Consider the following 16723-nt stretch of genomic DNA (forward strand, 5'->3'; position numbering starts at 1 on the left):
CCGCCAAAGCCACAATTTACCCATGACGAGAGAGAGGACCTGATGCTCGAGATCAGCGAGCTGCGCAAGCGCTTCGCGGGCGGTCCCGACAACCCCGGCGGCAAGGTCGCCCTGGACGGGATCAGCTTCACGGTACGTCCGGGCGAGATGTACGGCTTCGTGGGCGCGAACGGTGCGGGCAAGACGACGACGATGCGCATCGTCATGGGCGTGCTCCAGGCCGACTCCGGCGCGGTGCGCTGGCGGGACCGGGCGCTGGGCTACGACGACCGCACGCGGTTCGGTTACATGCCCGAGGAGCGCGGGCTGTACCAGAAGATGCGGGTCGCCGAGCAGATCGAGTACTTCGGCCGGCTGCACGGGCTCGCCCCCGCGGCGGCGAAGAAGGCCGCCGACGAGCTCATCGAGCGGCTGGGGCTGACCGAGCGCAGGGGCGACGCGGTGCAGACGCTGTCGCTGGGCAACCAGCAGCGCGTGCAGCTGGCCGTGGCGCTGGTGCACGACCCCGAGGCGCTGGTCCTGGACGAGCCGTTCTCGGGGCTCGACCCTCTCGCCGTGGACGCCCTGGCCGGGGCGCTCCAGGAACGCTGCAGGAGCGGCGTGCCGGTGATCTTCTCCAGCCACCAGCTCGACCTGGTGGAGCGGCTGTGCGACTCGGTGGGCATCGTCTCCGGCGGCCGGATGGTCGCGACGGGCACGGTGGCCGAGCTGCGTGCCGCCGAGGGCGACACCTTGCGCGTGGAGGTCCGCGACCCCGCCGCGGGCTGGGCCGACGGCCTGCCGGGCACGGTGACCGTCCACGGCGACCTGCACACCCTGCGGACGACCGAGGGCGACGACCAGGAGATCCTGCGCCGGGCCATGAAGGCCGGCCGCGTCGAGCACTTCGGGGTCGAGCAGCCGACCCTCACCGAGATCTTCAAGGAGGCCGTGGCGTGAACGGACTGATGCTGGTCGCCCGCCGCGAGATCGTCACACAGGTACGTACGAAGACGTTCCTCGTCGGCCTGCTGGTGACCGCGCTGCTGGTGGCGGCCGTCTCCTTCGCGCCCAAGATCATGGGCGGGAACGACTCGTACACGCTGGGCACGGTCAACTCCCAGCAGCTCCCGCTGAAGGCCGCCGCGCCGGACGCCGAGTTCGAGTGGCGCTCGTTCCCCGACGAGGCCGCGGCCAAGAAGGCCGTGCTGGCCGGTGACGTGGACGCGGTGCTGGTCAACGGCGACAAGGTGCTCACCGACGGCGAGATCGACAGCAAGCTCGGCGTGCTCATGCAGAGCACCAACAGGGAGATGCGGCTCGGCGCGGCCGGGGTGACGATCCCGCCGCTGCAGGTGGTCTCCGTGGGCGTGGACACCCGCTACCAGGCGGCCAAGACCGGTATCGCCGTGGTGCTGGTGCTCGTCCTGTTCATGCTGCTCATGGGCCAGGTCATGATGGTGGCCATGGGCGTGGTGGAGGAGAAGGGCAGCAGGATCGTGGAGATCCTGCTCGCGGCGGTGCGCCCGTGGCAGCTGCTCGGCGGCAAGATCGTCGGTCTGGGCGTGCTCGGGCTGATCAACCTGCTCACCATCCTCGCCGTCGGCCTGATCGCCACGTCGGTGTCGGGGTTCGCCTCCGACTTCCCGCCGGGTCTGCCGGGGCTGGTGGTCGCCGTCCTGGTCTGGTTCGTGCTCGGGTACGCGTTCTTCGCCACGCTCGCGGCCGCGTTCGCCTCGCTGGTCTCCCGCCAGGAGGAGGTGAGCAGCGTGATGTCGCCGCTGACCATGCTCATCATGGCCACGTACTTCGTGGCCTTCTACGCCACCAACGATCCCACGGGCACGCTGGCCACGGTGATGTCCTACATCCCGCCGTTCTCGTCGATGATCATGCCGGTCCGCATGGCGGCGGCCGACGTGCCGATGTGGCAGGTGGCGGCGTCCATGGCGGCGATGGCCGTGGCCGTGCTGGCGGTGTTGTCGTTCGGCGCCAAGGTCTACGAGCGGGCGGTGCTGCGCACGGGCGCCCGGCTGAAGCTCGGCGACGTGCTGCGCGCGGGCTAGATGGACGCGATCACGCGGGCGCGGCGGCTGACCCGCCGGATGCTGAACTCGACGCTCGTGATCATGTGGATCTTCCTGATCGCGTCGACGGTGTTCAGCCTCGGCTCGGCGGCGGCCGGCTGGCCGCGCCTCGTGTTCGCGACGATCGCGGCGCTCGGCTTCACCTGGCTCTACGTACGCGTCGTCGCCGCGGTCATGGAGCGCCGGTATCCCACGAGGGAGGTCGTGTGGACCGGCGCTCTGGCGTTCCTGGCGGCGCTGCTCGGCGGGGCCGACCCGATGGGCTGGGGGTTCGTGCCCATGGTCTGGCTGTCCGTGGTGGTGATCGGGCTGCCCGTGCGCAGGGCGCTGGCGCTGGGCGCGGCGACGTGCGCGGCCTGCGTCGGGCTCGGCGCGCTGTCCGTGCTGAGCGGGACGGGCCTGCTGGCGCTGAGCGGTGACTCCTTCCTCGTCTCGTTGCTCGTCATCGCCGCCCTCGACGTCGTGTGGGCTGTGGCGCTGCCCTGCACGAACAGGATGTGGGCCTGGATCTGGTCGCTGGCCGTGCAGGCCCACGAGGGCCGCGAGGCGCACACCCGGCTGGCGCTGGCCGAGGAGCGGCTGCGCTTCGCCAGGGACCTGCACGACCTCGTCGGCCACCAGCTCTCCGCCATCGCCGTCAAGACCGAGCTGGCCGTACGCCTGGCCGACGCCGACGGCAAGGCGGCCAGGGACGAGATGGCGGAGGTGAACACGCTGACCCGCAAGGCCCTGCGTGAGCTGCGCCAGGCCGTGCGCGGCTACCGCGAACTTGACTTGACCGCTGAGCTGAATAGCGTGAAGGGAGTGCTCGAAGCGGCCGGCGTCCGCTGCGAGGTGCGCCTGCCGCACCGCGAGCTGCCCCAGGGCGTCGCGCCGGTGTTCGCCTACGCGGTGCGTGAGGCGGTCACGAACGTGCTGAAGCACAGCGACGCGACCTTCTGCGACATCACGCTGCGATTCACCGACCAGGAGGCGGAACTGGCGGTGCGCAACGACGGCGTGGCCCGCAGGCAGGCCGACGACCTGGGCAGCGGGCTGACCGGCATGGGTGAGCGGATGGCCGCCGTGGGCGGGCGCATGACGGCCCGTCCCACCGGCGACGGACAGTTCCTGCTGACGGCTGTCGTGTCACTCCCGATAGATGGGTAGGGGAGGAGAAGCGGGGGTTTCGATCCCGGCGACCACACGCCGTGTGCGTGATTGAGGAGGTGGCATGCGCGTCCGGCGCAATCCACGAGGCCAGACGGTGCGGATCGGCGTGCGGCTCGACGCCGGCACGTCGGCCGGCGTGCGTGAGCGGCTGCACGCCGCGCTCGACGCCGGCGAGGGCGACCTCATCCTCGACCTCTCCAAGCTGGAGATGATCGACGCCACCGGGCTCGGGGTGCTGGTCGGAGCGCATCGGCGCGCGATCAGCGTGCAACGCCGCCTCGTTCTTCGGGGGGTGCCCCCGCGGATCATGCGGATCCTGGCGGTGACCCGGCTGAATCGGGTCCTGCACGTCGAGGTTCCCGCGGCCGCGGTGGCCTGAGGTCACATATCGGGGGCCGGGCGTCGATCAGCCGTCGCCTGCGCCCTTTCACGAGCCGAATATAGAGGGAATGTAGATTTCGGCTGGACCTCTATCACGGGCATGGCCACTCGGAAAGAACTGTGAAAGTGATTATTCTGTGACCCCATCACTGCGGGTAATCGGCGGGTCACGACGGACTGAGGCTGCGGATGAAGATGTGCACCGCCACCTCGACCAGATCGTCGATGTCCGGCTGCTGGTCGGCCAGTATCCATTCGATCAGCAGCTCTTGCAGGGCGCCAATTACGCCAAGTGCCACCAGCCGCCGATTCAGTGAGCGGGCCTGCGGGAAATCCGCCGACGCCTCCTCCACGAGCCGGGCGAAGGAGTCCACCGCCCGCTGACGCGAGGCTGTCAGGACGTCACCCGACCTGCGCACCTCCAGGTGCATGATGCGGGCCCGCCGCCAGTCGGCGGCGGCGAACTCGATATAGGCGCGAATCCCCGCCTTGACTCTTCCGTCAAGCGTGCCCGGCGCCTCCTGTAACGCTTTGGCCACAACCGCGAGGCTTTCCTCCACGCACCGCTCGTGCAGCGCCTGGAGCAACTCCTCGCGGCCGCCGAAACATTCGTAGAAGGCGCGGTTGGAGATCCGCGCCTCCGAGCACAATCTTTCGATGGTCGTCGCCGCGAAACCTGGTTTCGCGTATAGCGTGTAGGCGGCCGTCATCAGCCGCTCGCGTCTGTCCGCCAGCCTTTGCTCAGCCGACATTCCCCGGTAAGACCGGTTCACATTCCACCCGTCCAACATGATCGTGGCCCCCAGAGCACACAATTATGGACGGATGATCGGATTTGGGAAAGAGCGCGATGATTATCTTTTACGTCGCCCGTGCAAGAACGTGACAAGCCTGATCAGTCGCTCAAGCTCGTCGGGCCCTCTCCTGAACGAGGTCAGGTTCATGCCGGGCAGGGCGAAGCGCTGGCGGGAGACCGCCTTCGGCCTGGTGAACTCGCGTAGACCGTCGGCTCCGTGGATGCGGCCGAACCCCGAGTCGCCGATCCCGCCGAACGGCAGCGCGGGCACCCCGGCGAAGGAGATGACCGAGTTGACGGCGGTCATCCCGGTACGCATCGCCCGCGCGAGCTGCGTCGCCCGGCGCGCGTTCCGCGAGAAGATCGTGCCCGCCAGCCCGTACGCCGAGGCGTTGGCCAGCTCCAGCGCCTCCTGCGCGTCGCGGGTGCGCCGGACGGTGATCGTCGGCCCGAACGTCTCCTCGCGCACGGCCGGGGAGTCCTCGGGCACGTCCGCCACGATGACCGGGTCGACGAACGGCGCCCGTACCGAGCCGGGGCCGCCGGTGACCACTTTTCCGGACTTGGTGGCGTCGTCGATGTGCCGCCGGATGATGTCGATCTGGGCGGGCATGGTGATCGGGCCGTAGTCCTGGCCGGCCTTGACCTGGGCGGCCCGCTCCGACAACTCCCGCATGAACGGCTCGTACACCGCGTCCACCACGTAGACCCGCTCGACGCCCGCGCAGGTCTGGCCCGCGTTCGACATCGCGCCCCACAGGCAGGCGTCGGCCGCGGCGGGCAGGTCGGCGTCGGCGTCCACGATGAAGGCGTCCTTGCCGCCGCACTCGGCCACGATGGGCGTGAGGTTCTCCGCGCACGCCGCCATGACCCGTTTGGCGGTGGCGGTCGAGCCGGTGAAGGCCACCTTCCGCACCCGGGGGTCGGCGGCCAGCGCCGCGCCGGTCTCGCCGAGCCCGGTCACCGTCTGCAACACCGGCTGCTCGGGCACCGACTCGGCGAACAGCTCCGCCAGCCGCACGCCCACGCCGGGGGTGAGCTCGCTGGGCTTGAACACGACCGCGTTGCCGGCGGCCAGCGCGTACGCGATGGACCCCATGGGGGTGAACACCGGGTAGTTCCACGGACCGATCACGCCGACCACGCCGAGCGGCAGGTATTCCAGGGTGGCGGCCAGGTTGAGCCCCAGCATGCCGGTCGCCACGCGGCGGCGGCCCAGCACCTTGGCGGCGTTGCGGGCCGCCCAGTCGAGGTGCGTGACGGCCAGCACGATCTCCAGCGTGGCGTCGCCCACGGGCTTGCCGGTCTCCTCGTGCACCAGCGCGGCCAGCTCCCGCAGGCGCCGCGTGATGACCGCCTTGTAGTCGAGCAGGCGGCGCCTGCGCTCGCCGGCGGGCAGGGCCGCCCACCACTGCGCGGCCGTCTCGGCCCTGGCCACGGCCTCGTGCACGGCCTGGGCGTCGTTCTTGGGGTGACTGCCGACGACCTCGCCGGTAGCCGGGTTCAGTGAGTCGAACGTCAGCGTGGTCATGGCGTCACGATAAACCGGTAAGCCGTCGCTTACTAGCTCCGGGGTGGGCGCAGCATCCCCCACACCGGCGGCCCGTCCGGCAGCGTGAACCGCTCGGTGACCGCGAACCCGAACCGCTCGTAGAAGGGCACGTTCGACTCCTTGCTGCTCTCCAGGTAGACGGGCAGGTCGCCGCACCTGGCCAGGCCCGCGCGCAGCAGCGCGCCGCCCACGCCGGTACCCTGGAGCTCGGGCACGGTGCCGAGCTGGGCCAGGTACCAGTAGGGGCCGCCGGGCTTGTGCCGGGCGAACTCCTCCTCCAGCAGCAGGCCCTGGCGCACCCGGTCGCCCATGGCCGCCAGCAGGCCGGGCACGGCCGCCTCCGCGTCGGGCCGGTGGTCCGGCGGGTCCCACAGCGCGACCCCCGCCACGGCGCCGCCCCCGCTGAGCGCCGTGTCGGTGAACGCGTGCATGTGCCGGGCGATCGTGGCGAACATCCCCGCCGCGCCGCGGCCGCCGGGCAGCAGCCATCCGACCACCGGATCGTCGTGGAAGGCCCTGGCCGGCGCCCCGCCGGCGGCGTCGAAGTCGCCGGACTGCCTGATCTCCACCGGTCAGCCCTCCGCGAACCACGAGCCGTGGAAGCCCGCCGGCACCCGCCTGGGCAGCCGCACCGACGCGACGCCGGACAGGTCGCTCGCGTCCAGCACCAGCAGCTCGGACGACTCCCCGGAGGTGACGATCGACAGCAGCCACCCCTCGTCCTCGCCCGTGGCCCCCTCGGCCGGCACGAACACGGCCTCGCCGGTGGCGCCGCCGGTCTTCCTGACCTGGGCGGAGCCGTCGCGCAGGTCGTACTTGACGACGGCGTCGGCGCCCACCGTGTAGAGGTGGCGGCCGGGCCGGCCGAGCAGGTCCTCGTTGAACGTGGGGAACTCCACGCCGCGGTCGTCCAGCGCCTCCTCCGTGGCCGTGCCGGTGGCCGGGTCGAGGGTCCAGCGGTGCAGGGCGGCCGCGCCGGCGGCGCCCGCGTGCCGGGCCGGGTCGGCGGTGCCGCCGATCTGCTCCCAGACGGCGGACCACGCGCCGGGGGAGTAGCGGGCGGCGTTGAGGACGATGCGCCCCCGCTCGTCCTCCCAGGCGTTGCCGACGTGGAACACGTAGCAGGGGTCGACGTCGAACCAGCGGGTCGGGCCGCCCGTCCGGGGGGTGACGCCGATCCTGGCGCCGTAGTCGTCCTCCCAGGCGTACGGCATGCCGCGGCGGTTCAGGTCGAACACCACCGGCAGGTCCAGCCAGAGCAGGTGATGTTCGGTGACGGCGAAGTCGTGCATCATCGTCGGCCCCGGCACCTCGATCTCCCTGCTCTCCACCAGCTCGCCGGCGGCCGAGAGCCGGTGGTAGGTGAGGAACGGCGGGAAGTACCCGTAGCCGAAGAAGTGCAGCTCGCCGGTGAGCGGGTCGTGCTTGGGGTGGGCGGTCATCGCGGTGGTCAGCCGTCCGCCGAAGTCGCACGGGCCCACGGTGGCCAGCTCGGGCGTCACCTCGTGCGGCAGGCCGTTCTCCACCAGCGCCAGGATGCGTCCGGCGTGCCGGACGACGTGCGTGTTGGCGGTCACGGCGGCGAGATCGACGCCGGTGTCGGAGACGAACGGCGCGTCGTCGGTGAACTTGCTGGTCCGCACCCACCGGTTGCGGTACCACTCGGCCCGCCCGTCCCGCAGCCGGACGCCGTGCAGCATGCCGTGCCCGGCGAACCAGTGGCCGGGATCCTCGCCCGGCCGGGGATTGGGCCCGTTGCGGAAGTAGCGCCCGGTCAGCTCGGCGGGCAGCGCGCCCGTGACCTCCAGGTCGTGCGCCTCGATCTCGTCGGGGACGGGCGCCAGGTCGCCGCTGAGGTACGCGGGAACGTCCATGAACACTCCAATCTCGATAGGTCGAAACTAGAACGTCCATGAGAGACGTGTCAATACTGGAATGTCAGGCCATGGGAAGTCCCGGCCCGCTACGAGGCCGGGAGCGCTAGAAGAGGGTCGGGTTCTCCGGCTCGATGCCGCGCAGGGCGGCGTAGTCGAGGGTGACGCAGTCGATGCCCCGGTCGGTGGCCAGCACGCGCGCCTGCGGCTTGATCTCCTGGGCCGCGAACACCCCGCGCACCGGCGCGAGCAGCGGATCGCGGTTGAGCAGCTCCAGATAGCGGGTGAGCTGCTCGACGCCGTCGATCTCGCCGCGCCGCTTGATCTCGATGGCCACCGTCGCGCCCAGCGCGTCGCGGCACAGGATGTCGACCGGCCCGATGGCCGTCATGTACTCGCGGCGGATCAGCGAGTAGCCCTCGCCCAGGGTCGTGATGTGCTCGGCCAGCAGCTCCTGGAGGTGAGCCTCAACGCCGTCCTTGATCAGGCCGGGGTCGACGCCCAGCTCGTGGCTGGAGTCGTGGATGATCTCCGCCATGGTCAGGACCAGCTTCTCGCCGGTCTTGCCGTGGGTGACCGTCCAGGTCTCGCCGTCCTCCTTGAGCTTGCACGGCGGATTCATCCAGTTGAGCGGTTTGAAGGCGCGGTCGTCGGCGTGAATGCTGACGCTCCCGTCCGCCTTGATGAGGACGAGCCTCGGCGCCATCGGCAGATGCGCCGTGAGCCGTCCGATGTAATCCACGCTGCACCGCGCGATGACCAGCCGCATGACGGTCCACCTTAGCGGCTCTGGAAAACTGGTCGCATGGCGTTTGAAACGGTGGGAGTTGTCGGGCTCGGCACGATGGGCGCCGGGATCGCCGAGGTCTTCGCGCGTGCCGGGCTTCGGGTGATCGGTGTCGAGGCCGACGCCGAGGCGCTGGCCAGAGGGCGCGGGCACGTCGAGCGCTCCACGACCAGGGCGGCCGACCGGGGCAAGCTGACGGCCGGGCAGCGGGCCGAGATCCTGGGGCGCATCACGCTGACCACCTCGCGCGAGGACCTGCGCGAGGCCGACCTCGTGATCGAGGCGATCCCCGAGGTGCTCGACCTCAAGATCTCGCTGTTCCAGGACCTCGACCGCGTCTGCAAGCCCGGGACGGTGCTGGCCACCAACACCTCCTCGCTGCCGGTCACCGCCGTCGCCGCCGCCACGGGCCGGCCCGAGCGCGTGGTCGGCATGCACTTCTTCAACCCGGCGCCGGTGATGCGGCTGGTCGAGGTGGTGGGCACGGTGGTGACCGCGCCGGGGGTGGTCTCGGAGATCTGTGAGCTGGCCGGGCGGCTGGGCAAGACCGCCGTGCCGGCGGGCGACCGGGCCGGGTTCGTGGTCAACCGGCTGCTGCTGCCCTATCTGAACCACGCCGCCGTCCTGCTGGAGCTGGGCATCGCCACGCGCGACGGCATCGACGACGCGATGCGGCTGGGCGTGGGGCTGCCGATGGGGCCGTTCGCGCTGCTCGACCTGATCGGGCTCGACACCGCGTACGAGGTGATGGAGGTGCTGTTCGAGGAGACGCGCGACCGCCGGCACGCGCCCTCGCCGCTGCTGCGCGAGCTGGTCACCGCCGGGCGGCTCGGCCGTAAGAGCGGCCACGGCTTCTACGGGCCGCAGGAGCCGCCCAAGGAGCCGGAGAAGTCCACGATCATCACGTTCGGCATCGACGGTCCCGACGTGCACGGGCTCGGCGAGCGGTTGTCGGCCTCGGGGTTCAGGCCGTCCGACGCGCCCGACACCGTGCTGCGCTGCACCGACCGTCCGGTGATCGAGCACGCCGTACGCCTGTCCGACCCCACCAGGATGGTCGGCGTGCACGTCGTCGGCGACAAGGTGGCCGAGCTGGCCGGCACCGCGCTCACCTCGCCCGGGGCCGCCAAGGCGGCGCGCGACCTGATGCGGGTCGCCGGTCTGGTGCCCGTCTCGTGCAAGGACCGGGCCGGGTTCGTGGCCGACGCCCTGCTGTTCCCCTACCTCAACGACGCCGTCCGCATGTACGACGCCGGCTACGCGTCCATCGCCGACATCGACGCCGCCATGCGGCTGGGCTGCGGCTACCCGGCCGGCCCGTTCGAGATGCTGGGCTACCTCGGCCTGGCCAGGGTCCGCGACGGCCTCAGGGCCCTCTACGCCGAGTACCGCGAGCCCGCCTTCGCCCCCGCCCCCCTGCTCGACCAGCTCGTCACGGCCGGTGTGAGCGAGTTCCCCCGCTCATGAGCCCCCGCCGCGCCCGCCGGAGGGACGACTCCCGCCCTCTCGGCCTTCCCACCGGCAACGACAAGGTGGAGGAATGGCCGGACGGCGACTGGAAGGTGCGCATGCTGACGGGCGCGTCCTCGACCAAGACCTACCGCTGCCCCGGCTGCGACCAGGAGATCCTGGGCGGCAGGCCGCACCTGGTCGCCTGGCCCGACTGGCCGGGCGGCGACGAGGAGCGCCGCCACTGGCATCCGGCCTGCTGGCGCAAGAGACTCGACCGCGGCCCCGGCCGCAGCCGCTACTAGGAGGACCCCCGTGGAGATTCGCGCGGCCACCGTGCTGCCCGCCAGGCGTGAACCGATCGAGCTGCAGACGGGCGACGGCCTGACCCTGGTCGGCGAGCTGGCCCGGCCCCTCGACCGGCCGCCCGTGGCGACCCTGGTGACCCTGCACCCGCTGCCCACCCACGGCGGGTTCATGGACAGCCACGTCTACAAGAAGGCCGCCAACCGGCTGCCCGCGCTCGCCGACCTCGCCGTGCTGCGCTTCAACACGCGCGGCACCAGCTCCGAACGCGGCACCTCAGGGGGCGCGTTCGACGGCGGCGAGGGCGAGCGGTTCGACGTGGCGGCGGCGCTGGAGTACGCCGAGTTCAACGACCTGCCGCGGGTGTGGGTGGTGGGCTGGTCCTTCGGCACCGAGCTGACCCTGAAGTGGGCCCACGACCCCCTGGTCGAGGGGGCGATCCTGCTCTCGCCGCCGCTCCACAGGGCCACCGACGACGACCTCGACGCGTGGGGCCGGTTCGGCCGGCCGCTGGTGGCGCTGGTGCCCGAGTTCGACGACTACCTGCGTCCCGAGGAGGCCAGGCGGCGCTTCGCCAGGGTGCCGCAGGCCGAGGTCATCGGGGTCGACGGCGCCAAGCACCTGTGGGTGGGCGAGCCCTACGTCCGGATCGTGCTGAACGAGATCGTCCGGCGGGTCAATCCGGAGGCGTACCCGCTGCCGACGGACATCTGACGGTCACCTCCAGCCCGCCCTGCGGCCGCGCGACCACCTCCAGCGTGCCGTGATGGGCCTGGACGACGGCGGCGACGATCGACAGGCCGAGCCCCAGTCCGTCGCCGACCGCCCGGCGGCCGCCCGCCAGCCGCTGGAACGGCTGGAGCAGCGTCGCGACCCGGTCGGGCGGGATCACCGGGCCGCTGTTGGCGACGCTGAGCGTGGCCAGGCCCGCCCGCGCGTCCGTGGCCACCGAGATCCAGCCGTCCGGGACGTTGTGCCGCGCCGCGTTGTCCAGCAGGTTCGCGACCAGGCGTTCGAGCAGGGCGCGGTCGCCGGAGGCGGGCGCCGGCCGCAGCGCCGCCTCGACGCGCAGCGGTGAGTCCGGCCGCCGGTCGAGCGCCTGACCGGCGACGGCGGCCAGGTCCAGCGGCTCCCGGTGGTCCAGCCCCTGCTGGCTCCTGGCCAGGACGAGCAGCGCCTCGATGAGCCGTTCCTGGTGCCGGCCGGCCGCCAGCAGCCGGTCGAGGACGTGGCGCAGCTCGGCGGCGCCGGCGTCGGGGTCGGCCAGCGCGACCTCGGCCATGGCGCGTTGCAGGGTCAGCGGGGTGCGCAGCTCGTGGGAGGCGTTGGCCACGAACCGCCGTTGCGCGGTGAAGGCGGCCTCCAGCCGGTCGAGGAGGTCGTCGAAGGTGTCGGCCAGCTCCTTCAGCTCGTCGTCCGGGCCGGAGGCGGCCAGCCGCCGGTCGAGCCGGTCGGCCGTGATGCGCCGGACGGTCGCCGTCATGTCCTGCAGCGGACGCAGCACCCGCCCGGCCGTCAACCGGCCCAGCAGCACCGACGCGAACGCCATGACCACCAGGGCGATCACCGAGTTGACCAGCAGCCTGCGCAGTCCGGCCGCCTGCTGCTCGGCCAGGTACGCCACGTCCACCCGCGGCTCGGGCACGACCTGGCCGGGCCCTCCGGGCAGGACGGGCGCGGCCGGCGCGGCCGGGAACGGCGAGTGCGCGACCAGCAGGTAGATCAGGGCGACCAGCAGCAGGCCGGCGGCCAGGAACAGGCCGCTGTAGAGCAGCGTCAGCCGCAGCCGTACGGTCCGCCGCACGCCGGGACACCTCCGTCCGGGTCCGGTGCCCGGCCCGCGGGACGGGCGAGGCCGGCCATCCGGTACCCGGCCTGCGGCACGGTCTCGATCAGCGGCGGGTCGCCGAGCTTGCGGCGCAACCGGCTGACCGTGACCTTCACGGTCTGGGTGAACGGGTCGGCGAACTCGTCCCATCCGCGTTCGAGCAGCTGCTCGGCCGAGACCACCGCGCCGCCCGCCGACAGCAGCAGCTCCAGCACCGCGAACTCCTTCGGGCTGAGCGCCAGCCGGCGCCCGTCGCGGGTGGCCACCCGGGTGGCGGGGTCGAGCCGCAGCCCGCCGTGGACCAGCACCGCGGGCAGCGCCGGACGCGCCCGCCTGGCCAGCGCCCGGATCCTGGCCACCAGCTCGGCGAACGCGAACGGCTTGGGCAAATAGTCGTCGGCCCCGATGCCCAGCCCGCTCACCCGGTCGTCGATGGTCCCGGCGGCGGTGAGCATCAGCACGCGTGCCGGATGGCCGCCGGCGGCCAGGCTCCGGCACACGTCGTCGCCGTGCAGGCCGGGCAGGTCGCGGTCGAGCACGACCACGTCGTAGTCGTTGACGGACGTGCGTTCCAGCCCGGCGTGCCCGTCCAGCGCCACGTCGACGGCCATGCCCTCGCGGCGCAGGCCGGCGGCCACGGTGTGGGCGAGCTCCTCGTGGTCTTCGACGATCAGCACCCTCATGGTCCGCCCAGCATGCCCAGAGCGGGGTTACAGCGGGGTAACCGCCGTCGTTCCCGGGCGGTAACCGAGGGTGGGGTTCGCTGTGAGCGTCGGACGAAACGGAGGAGTCATCATGAAGGGTTCGACCATCAGGCGGGTGGTCCTGGCCGCCCTGGTCTTCGCCGCCGTGGCGGGCGGGGCGGCGGCGTCGTACGGGGAGACCGGGCCGGGCGACGGCGGGAAGGCGTTCACCGCCTGCGTGCGCGCGCACGGGCTGCCGGACTTTCCCGGGGTCACCGTCTCCGAGGACGGGCTGATCAACCTCAGCATCGACGGCGAGCGGGTGGACGCGCTGTCGGAGAGGTACGGGGCGGCGGTCAGGGCGTGCGAGTCGCTGCTGCCGCGCGGGGCGAGACTGCCGGCCGCACCGCAGGCCCCGGCCGCGCCCGCGGCGCCCGTCCTGTCGTGATTTGGGGCGGTACGGGCATGGCGCGGGCCGGACAAGATTTGTAGAATCTTGTTCGGTTCCGAGCGAGGAGGCACTGTGGGCGCGTTCGACCTGTCCGGCAGGACGGCTCTGGTCACCGGGGCGTCGAAGGGCATCGGGCGGGCCATCGCGCTCGCCTACGCCGCGGCGGGCGCCGACGTCGCCCTGGTCAGCAGGTCGGCCGAGACCCTCGCCGAGGTGGCCAAGGAGATCCAGGCGCTCGGCAGGCGGGTCGTCGTGATCCCGGCCGACCTCACCGACCGCGCGGCCGCCGCAGCGGCCGTCGCCGCCTCCATCGACGGGCTCGGGCACCTCGACGTCGTCGTGAACAACGCCGGCGGCTCGAACTTCCTGGTCGAGTTCAAGGACCTGCGCCTGTCCGGCTGGGACAAGCTGATGCGGCTCAACCTCGACTCCGCCATGGCCGTCTGCCACGCCGTCGCGCCCCACCTGCTGGGCCGCGGCTCCGGCTCGGTGATCAACGTGGCCTCGGTGGCGGCGCGCGGCGCACCGCTGCTCGCCCCGTACGCCGCCGCCAAGGCCGGGCTGGTGGCCCTGACCAAGACACTGGCGGCCGAGTGGGCGCCCGTGGGCGTCCGGGTCAACGCCCTGTGCCCCGGCTGGACGGCCACCGACCTCAACCGCAACCTGTGGGAGGACGAGACCGCCGCCGCGGCCACGGTCGCCGGCGTGCCCATGCGGCGCTGGGGCACGCCGGAGGAGATGGCCCAGCCGGCCGTGTTCCTGGCGGGGCAGGCGTCGGCGTACATGACCGGGCAGGTGCTGTTCGTCGACGGCGGGGCCACCGCGATCGGCTGAGCCCTCGTGTGCCGGGGGCCTCAGACGGCCCCGGGCTCGCCCGGCGGCTCGAACACGAGGACGACGTACGTCTCGAAGGACCGGCTGCCGTTGCCCGCCACGCGGCCGGCGCCCATCCTGGTGGTGCCCGCCCGGACGAGCCGGCCGAAGTCGCCGGTGACCTCCGGCCGGCCGTGGCCGCCCGCCCGGTCGTGCCAGGCGGCGACGGCGTCCCCGGCGGTGGCGTCCCCGGCGTGCCAGAAGAGGCTCTCGCCGGTGCCCGCGCGCAGGCCGTCGTGCCCGGCGCTCAGGCCCTCGTGCTCGGAGCGCGAGGAGGCCCTGGACCTGGCGTACTCGACCAGCAGCGGGTCCATCGTGAGCGGGGGCGCGTGGTGCTTGGCCCGGTGGGCGTTGACCTCGTTCAACGCCTCCTGCAGGAAGGCGTTGTTGGTGGCGTCGGGGAGGGCGGGACGGGTTCCGGCCATCGCTATCACCTCGCCAGGATTGTGCGTGCTGGAACCACCGCAGGGCAATGTCCGGAAGCGGTCGGGCTTATCGCGGTATACCGGCATAGGTCAATAAGTGAATGTCTACGTGAACCGGGCTACCGTGTGGTCCGTGCAGCTCTACACGAGATCGGCCGGGAGCGGACTCCCGGTTGTGCTGCTTCACGCGTTCCCGCTGTCGTCGGCGATGTGGCTGGCCCAGCGCGAAGGGCTGTCGACGGTCTGCCGGGTCATCACCCCCGACCTGCGCGGGTTCGGCGGCTCCCGGCTGGGCGACGACGAGCCCTCCCTCGATCTGATGGCCGACGACGTCGCCAGGCTGCTCGACGACGAGGGCATCGACCGGGCGGTGGTCGGCGGGTTGTCGATGGGCGGATACGTGACCATGGCGTTCTGCCGCCGGCATCCCGACCGGGTGCTGGGCGTGGTCCTGGCCGACACCAAGGCCGCCCCCGACCAGCCCGCCGCCAGGGACAACAGGGAACGCATCGCGCGCGCCGTGCTGGAGGAGGGGAGCGAGGTGCTGGTCAGCGAGGTGCTGCCGGCGCTCATCGGGCCCACGACCAAGGAACGCAGGGCCATGGTCTTCGGCCGGGTCAAGGGCCTGGTGCAGTCGGCCCCGCCGGGGGCGGTGGCCTGGGCGCAACGGGCCATGGCCGCGCGTCCCGACTCCTTCGGCACGCTGGGCGACCTCAAGGTGCCCCTGCTGATCGTCGTGGGGGAGGAGGACGAGCTGTCACCTCCCGCCGACGCCGAGGCCATGGCGCGGGCCGCGCCCGAGGGCAGGCTGGAGGTCATCCCCAAGGCCGGTCACCTGAGCGCGGTCGAGCAGCCGGAGGCGTTCAACGCGACGGTGGCCGAGTTCCTCAGGACCGAGCTTGGCGGGGCAGCACGATCTCCCGGATGATCAGCGCGATGGCGGCGGCCACCGGGATCGCCAGCAACGCTCCGACGATGCCGAGCAGGGCGCCGCCGAACAGCGCGGCGATCACCGTCACGGCGGGCGTCACGTCCACCGAGCGCTTCATCACCCTGGGGTAGATGAAGTAGTTCTCGACCTGCTGGTAGACCACGAAGAAGATGGCGCAGGCGATGCCGGCCGGCAACGACTGCAGCAGCGCGACCCCGGTGACGAGCACCGCCCCGATCGTGGCGCCCACCAGCGGGATCAGGTCGGTCAGGGCCACGACGAGGGCGAGCGCGAGCGCGTACTGCACCCCGGCGATCGACAGGAAGATCCAGGTCAGCACGCCCGCGATGATCGAGATGAGCACGTTGCCCGCGACGTAGCCGCCGATGCCGGTGAGGATCTGCTCGGTGATGGCCGACGTGCGCGGACGGCGCGAGGCCGGGACGAGCTTGAGCAGGTACTCCTTGATCGTGTGCAGCGAGCCGAGGAAGTACAGCATGAGCACCAGCAGCGTCACCGTGGTGAACACGCCGTTGAGCACCACCAGCCCCGCGCCCATGATGCCGCTGGCCAGCGCGGGCCCGAGCGTGCTGGTCACGAACTGGCGCACCTGCGCCAGCACGTGGTACTCGGCCTCGATCTGGCGGACCGTCGGATGGTTGCTCAGGTCGGTGATGTAGCCGGGCACGGCCGCGATGAACTCCGACAACTGCTGGCTGACCGGCGGCACCACGGCCAGGCCGAACAGCGCGAACGCCACGACCACCCCGGTGAACACGATCGAGATCGCCGGCCGCCTGCCCAGGCCGCGCCGCTGCAACGCCTCGACCGCCGGGTTGAGGCCCACGGCCAGGAACATCGCCACGACGATGAGGATGATCGTGCTGAGCGACTTCTCGATCATCTGGGCGAGCGCGATGGCGGTCAGCACGCCCAGCCCGCCCACCAGCCCGAACAGGAACGGCCCGCGGGCGAACGGCTTGCCCGGCAGCCCGTACGGCGCCGCCTCCTCGGCGGGCCCGGACTCCTGCGGCGCCTCGGCCTCCTCGGCGGTCCTGGGCTCGGTTTCTGCGGACACGGCGGGCTCCTAGGGGGGACGGGAGGTGTCGGTGAAACAGAAAGAGAGCCTAGCGACCCAAGGTCACCAGACTCTCTTCCCAGCCGTTCGC

18 protein-coding genes and 1 pseudogene are annotated in these 16723 nt (G+C 71.9%); 10 read left to right on the forward strand and 9 right to left on the reverse strand.

Translation table 11 applies throughout. The features are described 5' to 3' along the window. Positions 1 to 42: 42 nt before the first annotated feature. From ABZ459_RS16395 to ABZ459_RS16410, 4 genes are all read left to right on the forward strand, one after another. Positions 43 to 939: an ATP-binding cassette domain-containing protein gene (locus ABZ459_RS16395; RefSeq protein WP_357971061.1), complete on the forward strand. Its 897-nt coding sequence runs from the start codon at positions 43 to 45 to the stop codon at positions 937 to 939. Next, positions 936 to 2045, forward strand: coding sequence for an ABC transporter permease (locus ABZ459_RS16400; RefSeq protein ID WP_357971062.1), 1110 nt, complete (start codon positions 936 to 938; stop codon positions 2043 to 2045). The genes ABZ459_RS16395 and ABZ459_RS16400 overlap by 4 nt, the downstream gene beginning before the upstream one ends. After that, positions 2046 to 3215, forward strand: a complete 1170-nt coding sequence (locus ABZ459_RS16405; RefSeq protein WP_357971063.1) for a histidine kinase — start codon at positions 2046 to 2048, stop codon at positions 3213 to 3215. Between the two features lie 64 nt (positions 3216 to 3279). Further along, positions 3280 to 3597 (forward strand): STAS domain-containing protein, encoded by a 318-nt coding sequence (locus tag ABZ459_RS16410; protein ID WP_357971064.1) that lies wholly within the window; start codon positions 3280 to 3282, stop codon positions 3595 to 3597. 169 nt (positions 3598 to 3766) lie between these two features. On the opposite strand, the gene ABZ459_RS16415 is transcribed toward ABZ459_RS16410, so the two are convergent. From ABZ459_RS16415 to nucS, 5 genes are all read right to left on the reverse strand, one after another. Continuing rightward, a complete protein-coding gene (locus ABZ459_RS16415) occupies positions 3767 to 4309 on the reverse strand; it encodes a TetR/AcrR family transcriptional regulator (protein ID WP_357971065.1) in 543 nt (180 codons plus the stop codon). 144 nt (positions 4310 to 4453) lie between these two features. Continuing rightward, positions 4454 to 5926 (reverse strand): aldehyde dehydrogenase family protein, encoded by a 1473-nt coding sequence (locus ABZ459_RS16420; RefSeq protein ID WP_357971066.1) that lies wholly within the window; start codon positions 5924 to 5926, stop codon positions 4454 to 4456. Between the two features lie 32 nt (positions 5927 to 5958). Continuing rightward, the gene (locus tag ABZ459_RS16425; RefSeq protein WP_357971067.1) at positions 5959 to 6516 is read right to left on the reverse strand and encodes a GNAT family N-acetyltransferase; all 558 of its coding nucleotides are present in this window, start codon (positions 6514 to 6516) and stop codon (positions 5959 to 5961) included. Positions 6517 to 6519: 3 nt separating this feature from the next. Continuing rightward, positions 6520 to 7821 carry a carotenoid oxygenase family protein gene (locus ABZ459_RS16430; protein ID WP_357971068.1) on the reverse strand — a complete coding sequence of 434 codons (1302 nt, stop codon included), beginning with the start codon at positions 7819 to 7821 and terminating at the stop codon, positions 6520 to 6522. A gap of 106 nt (positions 7822 to 7927) precedes the next feature. Continuing rightward, positions 7928 to 8590: an endonuclease NucS gene (nucS, locus tag ABZ459_RS16435; RefSeq protein ID WP_357971069.1), complete on the reverse strand. Its 663-nt coding sequence runs from the start codon at positions 8588 to 8590 to the stop codon at positions 7928 to 7930. 36 nt (positions 8591 to 8626) lie between these two features. Here nucS and ABZ459_RS16440 point away from each other — a divergent pair, with 36 nt between their 5' ends. Genes ABZ459_RS16440 through ABZ459_RS16450 form a run of 3 tightly spaced genes read left to right on the forward strand, consistent with a single transcriptional unit; the run spans position 8627 to position 11077 of the window. Continuing rightward, complete coding sequence (locus ABZ459_RS16440; protein ID WP_357971070.1) at positions 8627 to 10075, forward strand: 3-hydroxybutyryl-CoA dehydrogenase; 1449 nt, start codon at positions 8627 to 8629, stop codon at positions 10073 to 10075. Then, the gene (locus ABZ459_RS16445) at positions 10072 to 10362 is read left to right on the forward strand and encodes an ATP/GTP-binding protein (RefSeq protein ID WP_357971071.1); all 291 of its coding nucleotides are present in this window, start codon (positions 10072 to 10074) and stop codon (positions 10360 to 10362) included. The genes ABZ459_RS16440 and ABZ459_RS16445 overlap by 4 nt, the downstream gene beginning before the upstream one ends. Positions 10363 to 10372: 10 nt before the next feature. Continuing rightward, positions 10373 to 11077: an alpha/beta hydrolase gene (locus ABZ459_RS16450; protein ID WP_357971072.1), complete on the forward strand. Its 705-nt coding sequence runs from the start codon at positions 10373 to 10375 to the stop codon at positions 11075 to 11077. On the opposite strand, the gene ABZ459_RS16455 is transcribed toward ABZ459_RS16450, so the two are convergent. Then, positions 11040 to 12167: an ATP-binding protein gene (locus ABZ459_RS16455; protein WP_357971073.1), complete on the reverse strand. Its 1128-nt coding sequence runs from the start codon at positions 12165 to 12167 to the stop codon at positions 11040 to 11042. The two genes, ABZ459_RS16450 and ABZ459_RS16455, sit on opposite strands and share 38 nt — an antisense overlap. Before the next feature lie 56 nt (positions 12168 to 12223). Then, a pseudogene (locus ABZ459_RS16460) lies at positions 12224 to 12874 on the reverse strand (response regulator transcription factor); the annotation flags it as partial. Between the two features lie 112 nt (positions 12875 to 12986). Between ABZ459_RS16460 and ABZ459_RS16465 the strand changes: the two are divergent. Both ABZ459_RS16465 and ABZ459_RS16470 read left to right on the forward strand, forming a co-directional pair. Next, positions 12987 to 13322 (forward strand): hypothetical protein, encoded by a 336-nt coding sequence (locus ABZ459_RS16465; RefSeq protein WP_357971074.1) that lies wholly within the window; start codon positions 12987 to 12989, stop codon positions 13320 to 13322. 75 nt (positions 13323 to 13397) lie between these two features. Then, entirely contained in the window at positions 13398 to 14159 is a 762-nt protein-coding gene (locus ABZ459_RS16470; RefSeq protein ID WP_357971075.1) for an SDR family NAD(P)-dependent oxidoreductase, read from the forward strand. 20 nt (positions 14160 to 14179) lie between these two features. On the opposite strand, the gene ABZ459_RS16475 is transcribed toward ABZ459_RS16470, so the two are convergent. After that, positions 14180 to 14623, reverse strand: coding sequence for a CAP domain-containing protein (locus ABZ459_RS16475; RefSeq protein ID WP_357971076.1), 444 nt, complete (start codon positions 14621 to 14623; stop codon positions 14180 to 14182). Positions 14624 to 14798: 175 nt separating this feature from the next. On the opposite strand from ABZ459_RS16475, the gene ABZ459_RS16480 reads away from it, so the two are divergent. Next, complete coding sequence (locus ABZ459_RS16480; protein WP_357971077.1) at positions 14799 to 15551, forward strand: alpha/beta fold hydrolase; 753 nt, start codon at positions 14799 to 14801, stop codon at positions 15549 to 15551. Here the strand turns inward: ABZ459_RS16480 and ABZ459_RS16485 are convergent. After that, complete coding sequence (locus tag ABZ459_RS16485) at positions 15511 to 16632, reverse strand: AI-2E family transporter (protein WP_357971078.1); 1122 nt, start codon at positions 16630 to 16632, stop codon at positions 15511 to 15513. The two genes, ABZ459_RS16480 and ABZ459_RS16485, sit on opposite strands and share 41 nt — an antisense overlap. Between the last annotated feature and the right edge of the window lie 91 nt (positions 16633 to 16723).

This window comes from Nonomuraea sp. NPDC005692, assembly GCF_040631115.1.
Taxonomy (GTDB): domain Bacteria; phylum Actinomycetota; class Actinomycetes; order Streptosporangiales; family Streptosporangiaceae; genus Nonomuraea.

Excerpts from the sequence above, each read along its gene's own strand:
- ABZ459_RS16405 (WP_357971063.1), top strand. The coding sequence starts at position 2,046 with ATGGACGCGATCACGCGGGCGCGGCGGCTGACCCGCCGGATGCTGAAC.
- ABZ459_RS16475 (WP_357971076.1), bottom strand. The coding sequence starts at position 14,623 with ATGGCCGGAACCCGTCCCGCCCTCCCCGACGCCACCAACAACGCCTTC.
- ABZ459_RS16465 (WP_357971074.1), top strand. The coding sequence starts at position 12,987 with ATGAAGGGTTCGACCATCAGGCGGGTGGTCCTGGCCGCCCTGGTCTTC.
- ABZ459_RS16430 (WP_357971068.1), bottom strand. The coding sequence starts at position 7,821 with ATGGACGTTCCCGCGTACCTCAGCGGCGACCTGGCGCCCGTCCCCGAC.
- ABZ459_RS16415 (WP_357971065.1), bottom strand. The coding sequence starts at position 4,309 with ATGACGGCCGCCTACACGCTATACGCGAAACCAGGTTTCGCGGCGACG.
- ABZ459_RS16440 (WP_357971070.1), top strand. The coding sequence starts at position 8,627 with ATGGCGTTTGAAACGGTGGGAGTTGTCGGGCTCGGCACGATGGGCGCC.
- ABZ459_RS16395 (WP_357971061.1), top strand. The coding sequence starts at position 43 with ATGCTCGAGATCAGCGAGCTGCGCAAGCGCTTCGCGGGCGGTCCCGAC.
- nucS (WP_357971069.1), bottom strand. The coding sequence starts at position 8,590 with ATGCGGCTGGTCATCGCGCGGTGCAGCGTGGATTACATCGGACGGCTC.
- ABZ459_RS16420 (WP_357971066.1), bottom strand. The coding sequence starts at position 5,926 with ATGACCACGCTGACGTTCGACTCACTGAACCCGGCTACCGGCGAGGTC.
- ABZ459_RS16445 (WP_357971071.1), top strand. The coding sequence starts at position 10,072 with ATGAGCCCCCGCCGCGCCCGCCGGAGGGACGACTCCCGCCCTCTCGGC.
- ABZ459_RS16410 (WP_357971064.1), top strand. The coding sequence starts at position 3,280 with ATGCGCGTCCGGCGCAATCCACGAGGCCAGACGGTGCGGATCGGCGTG.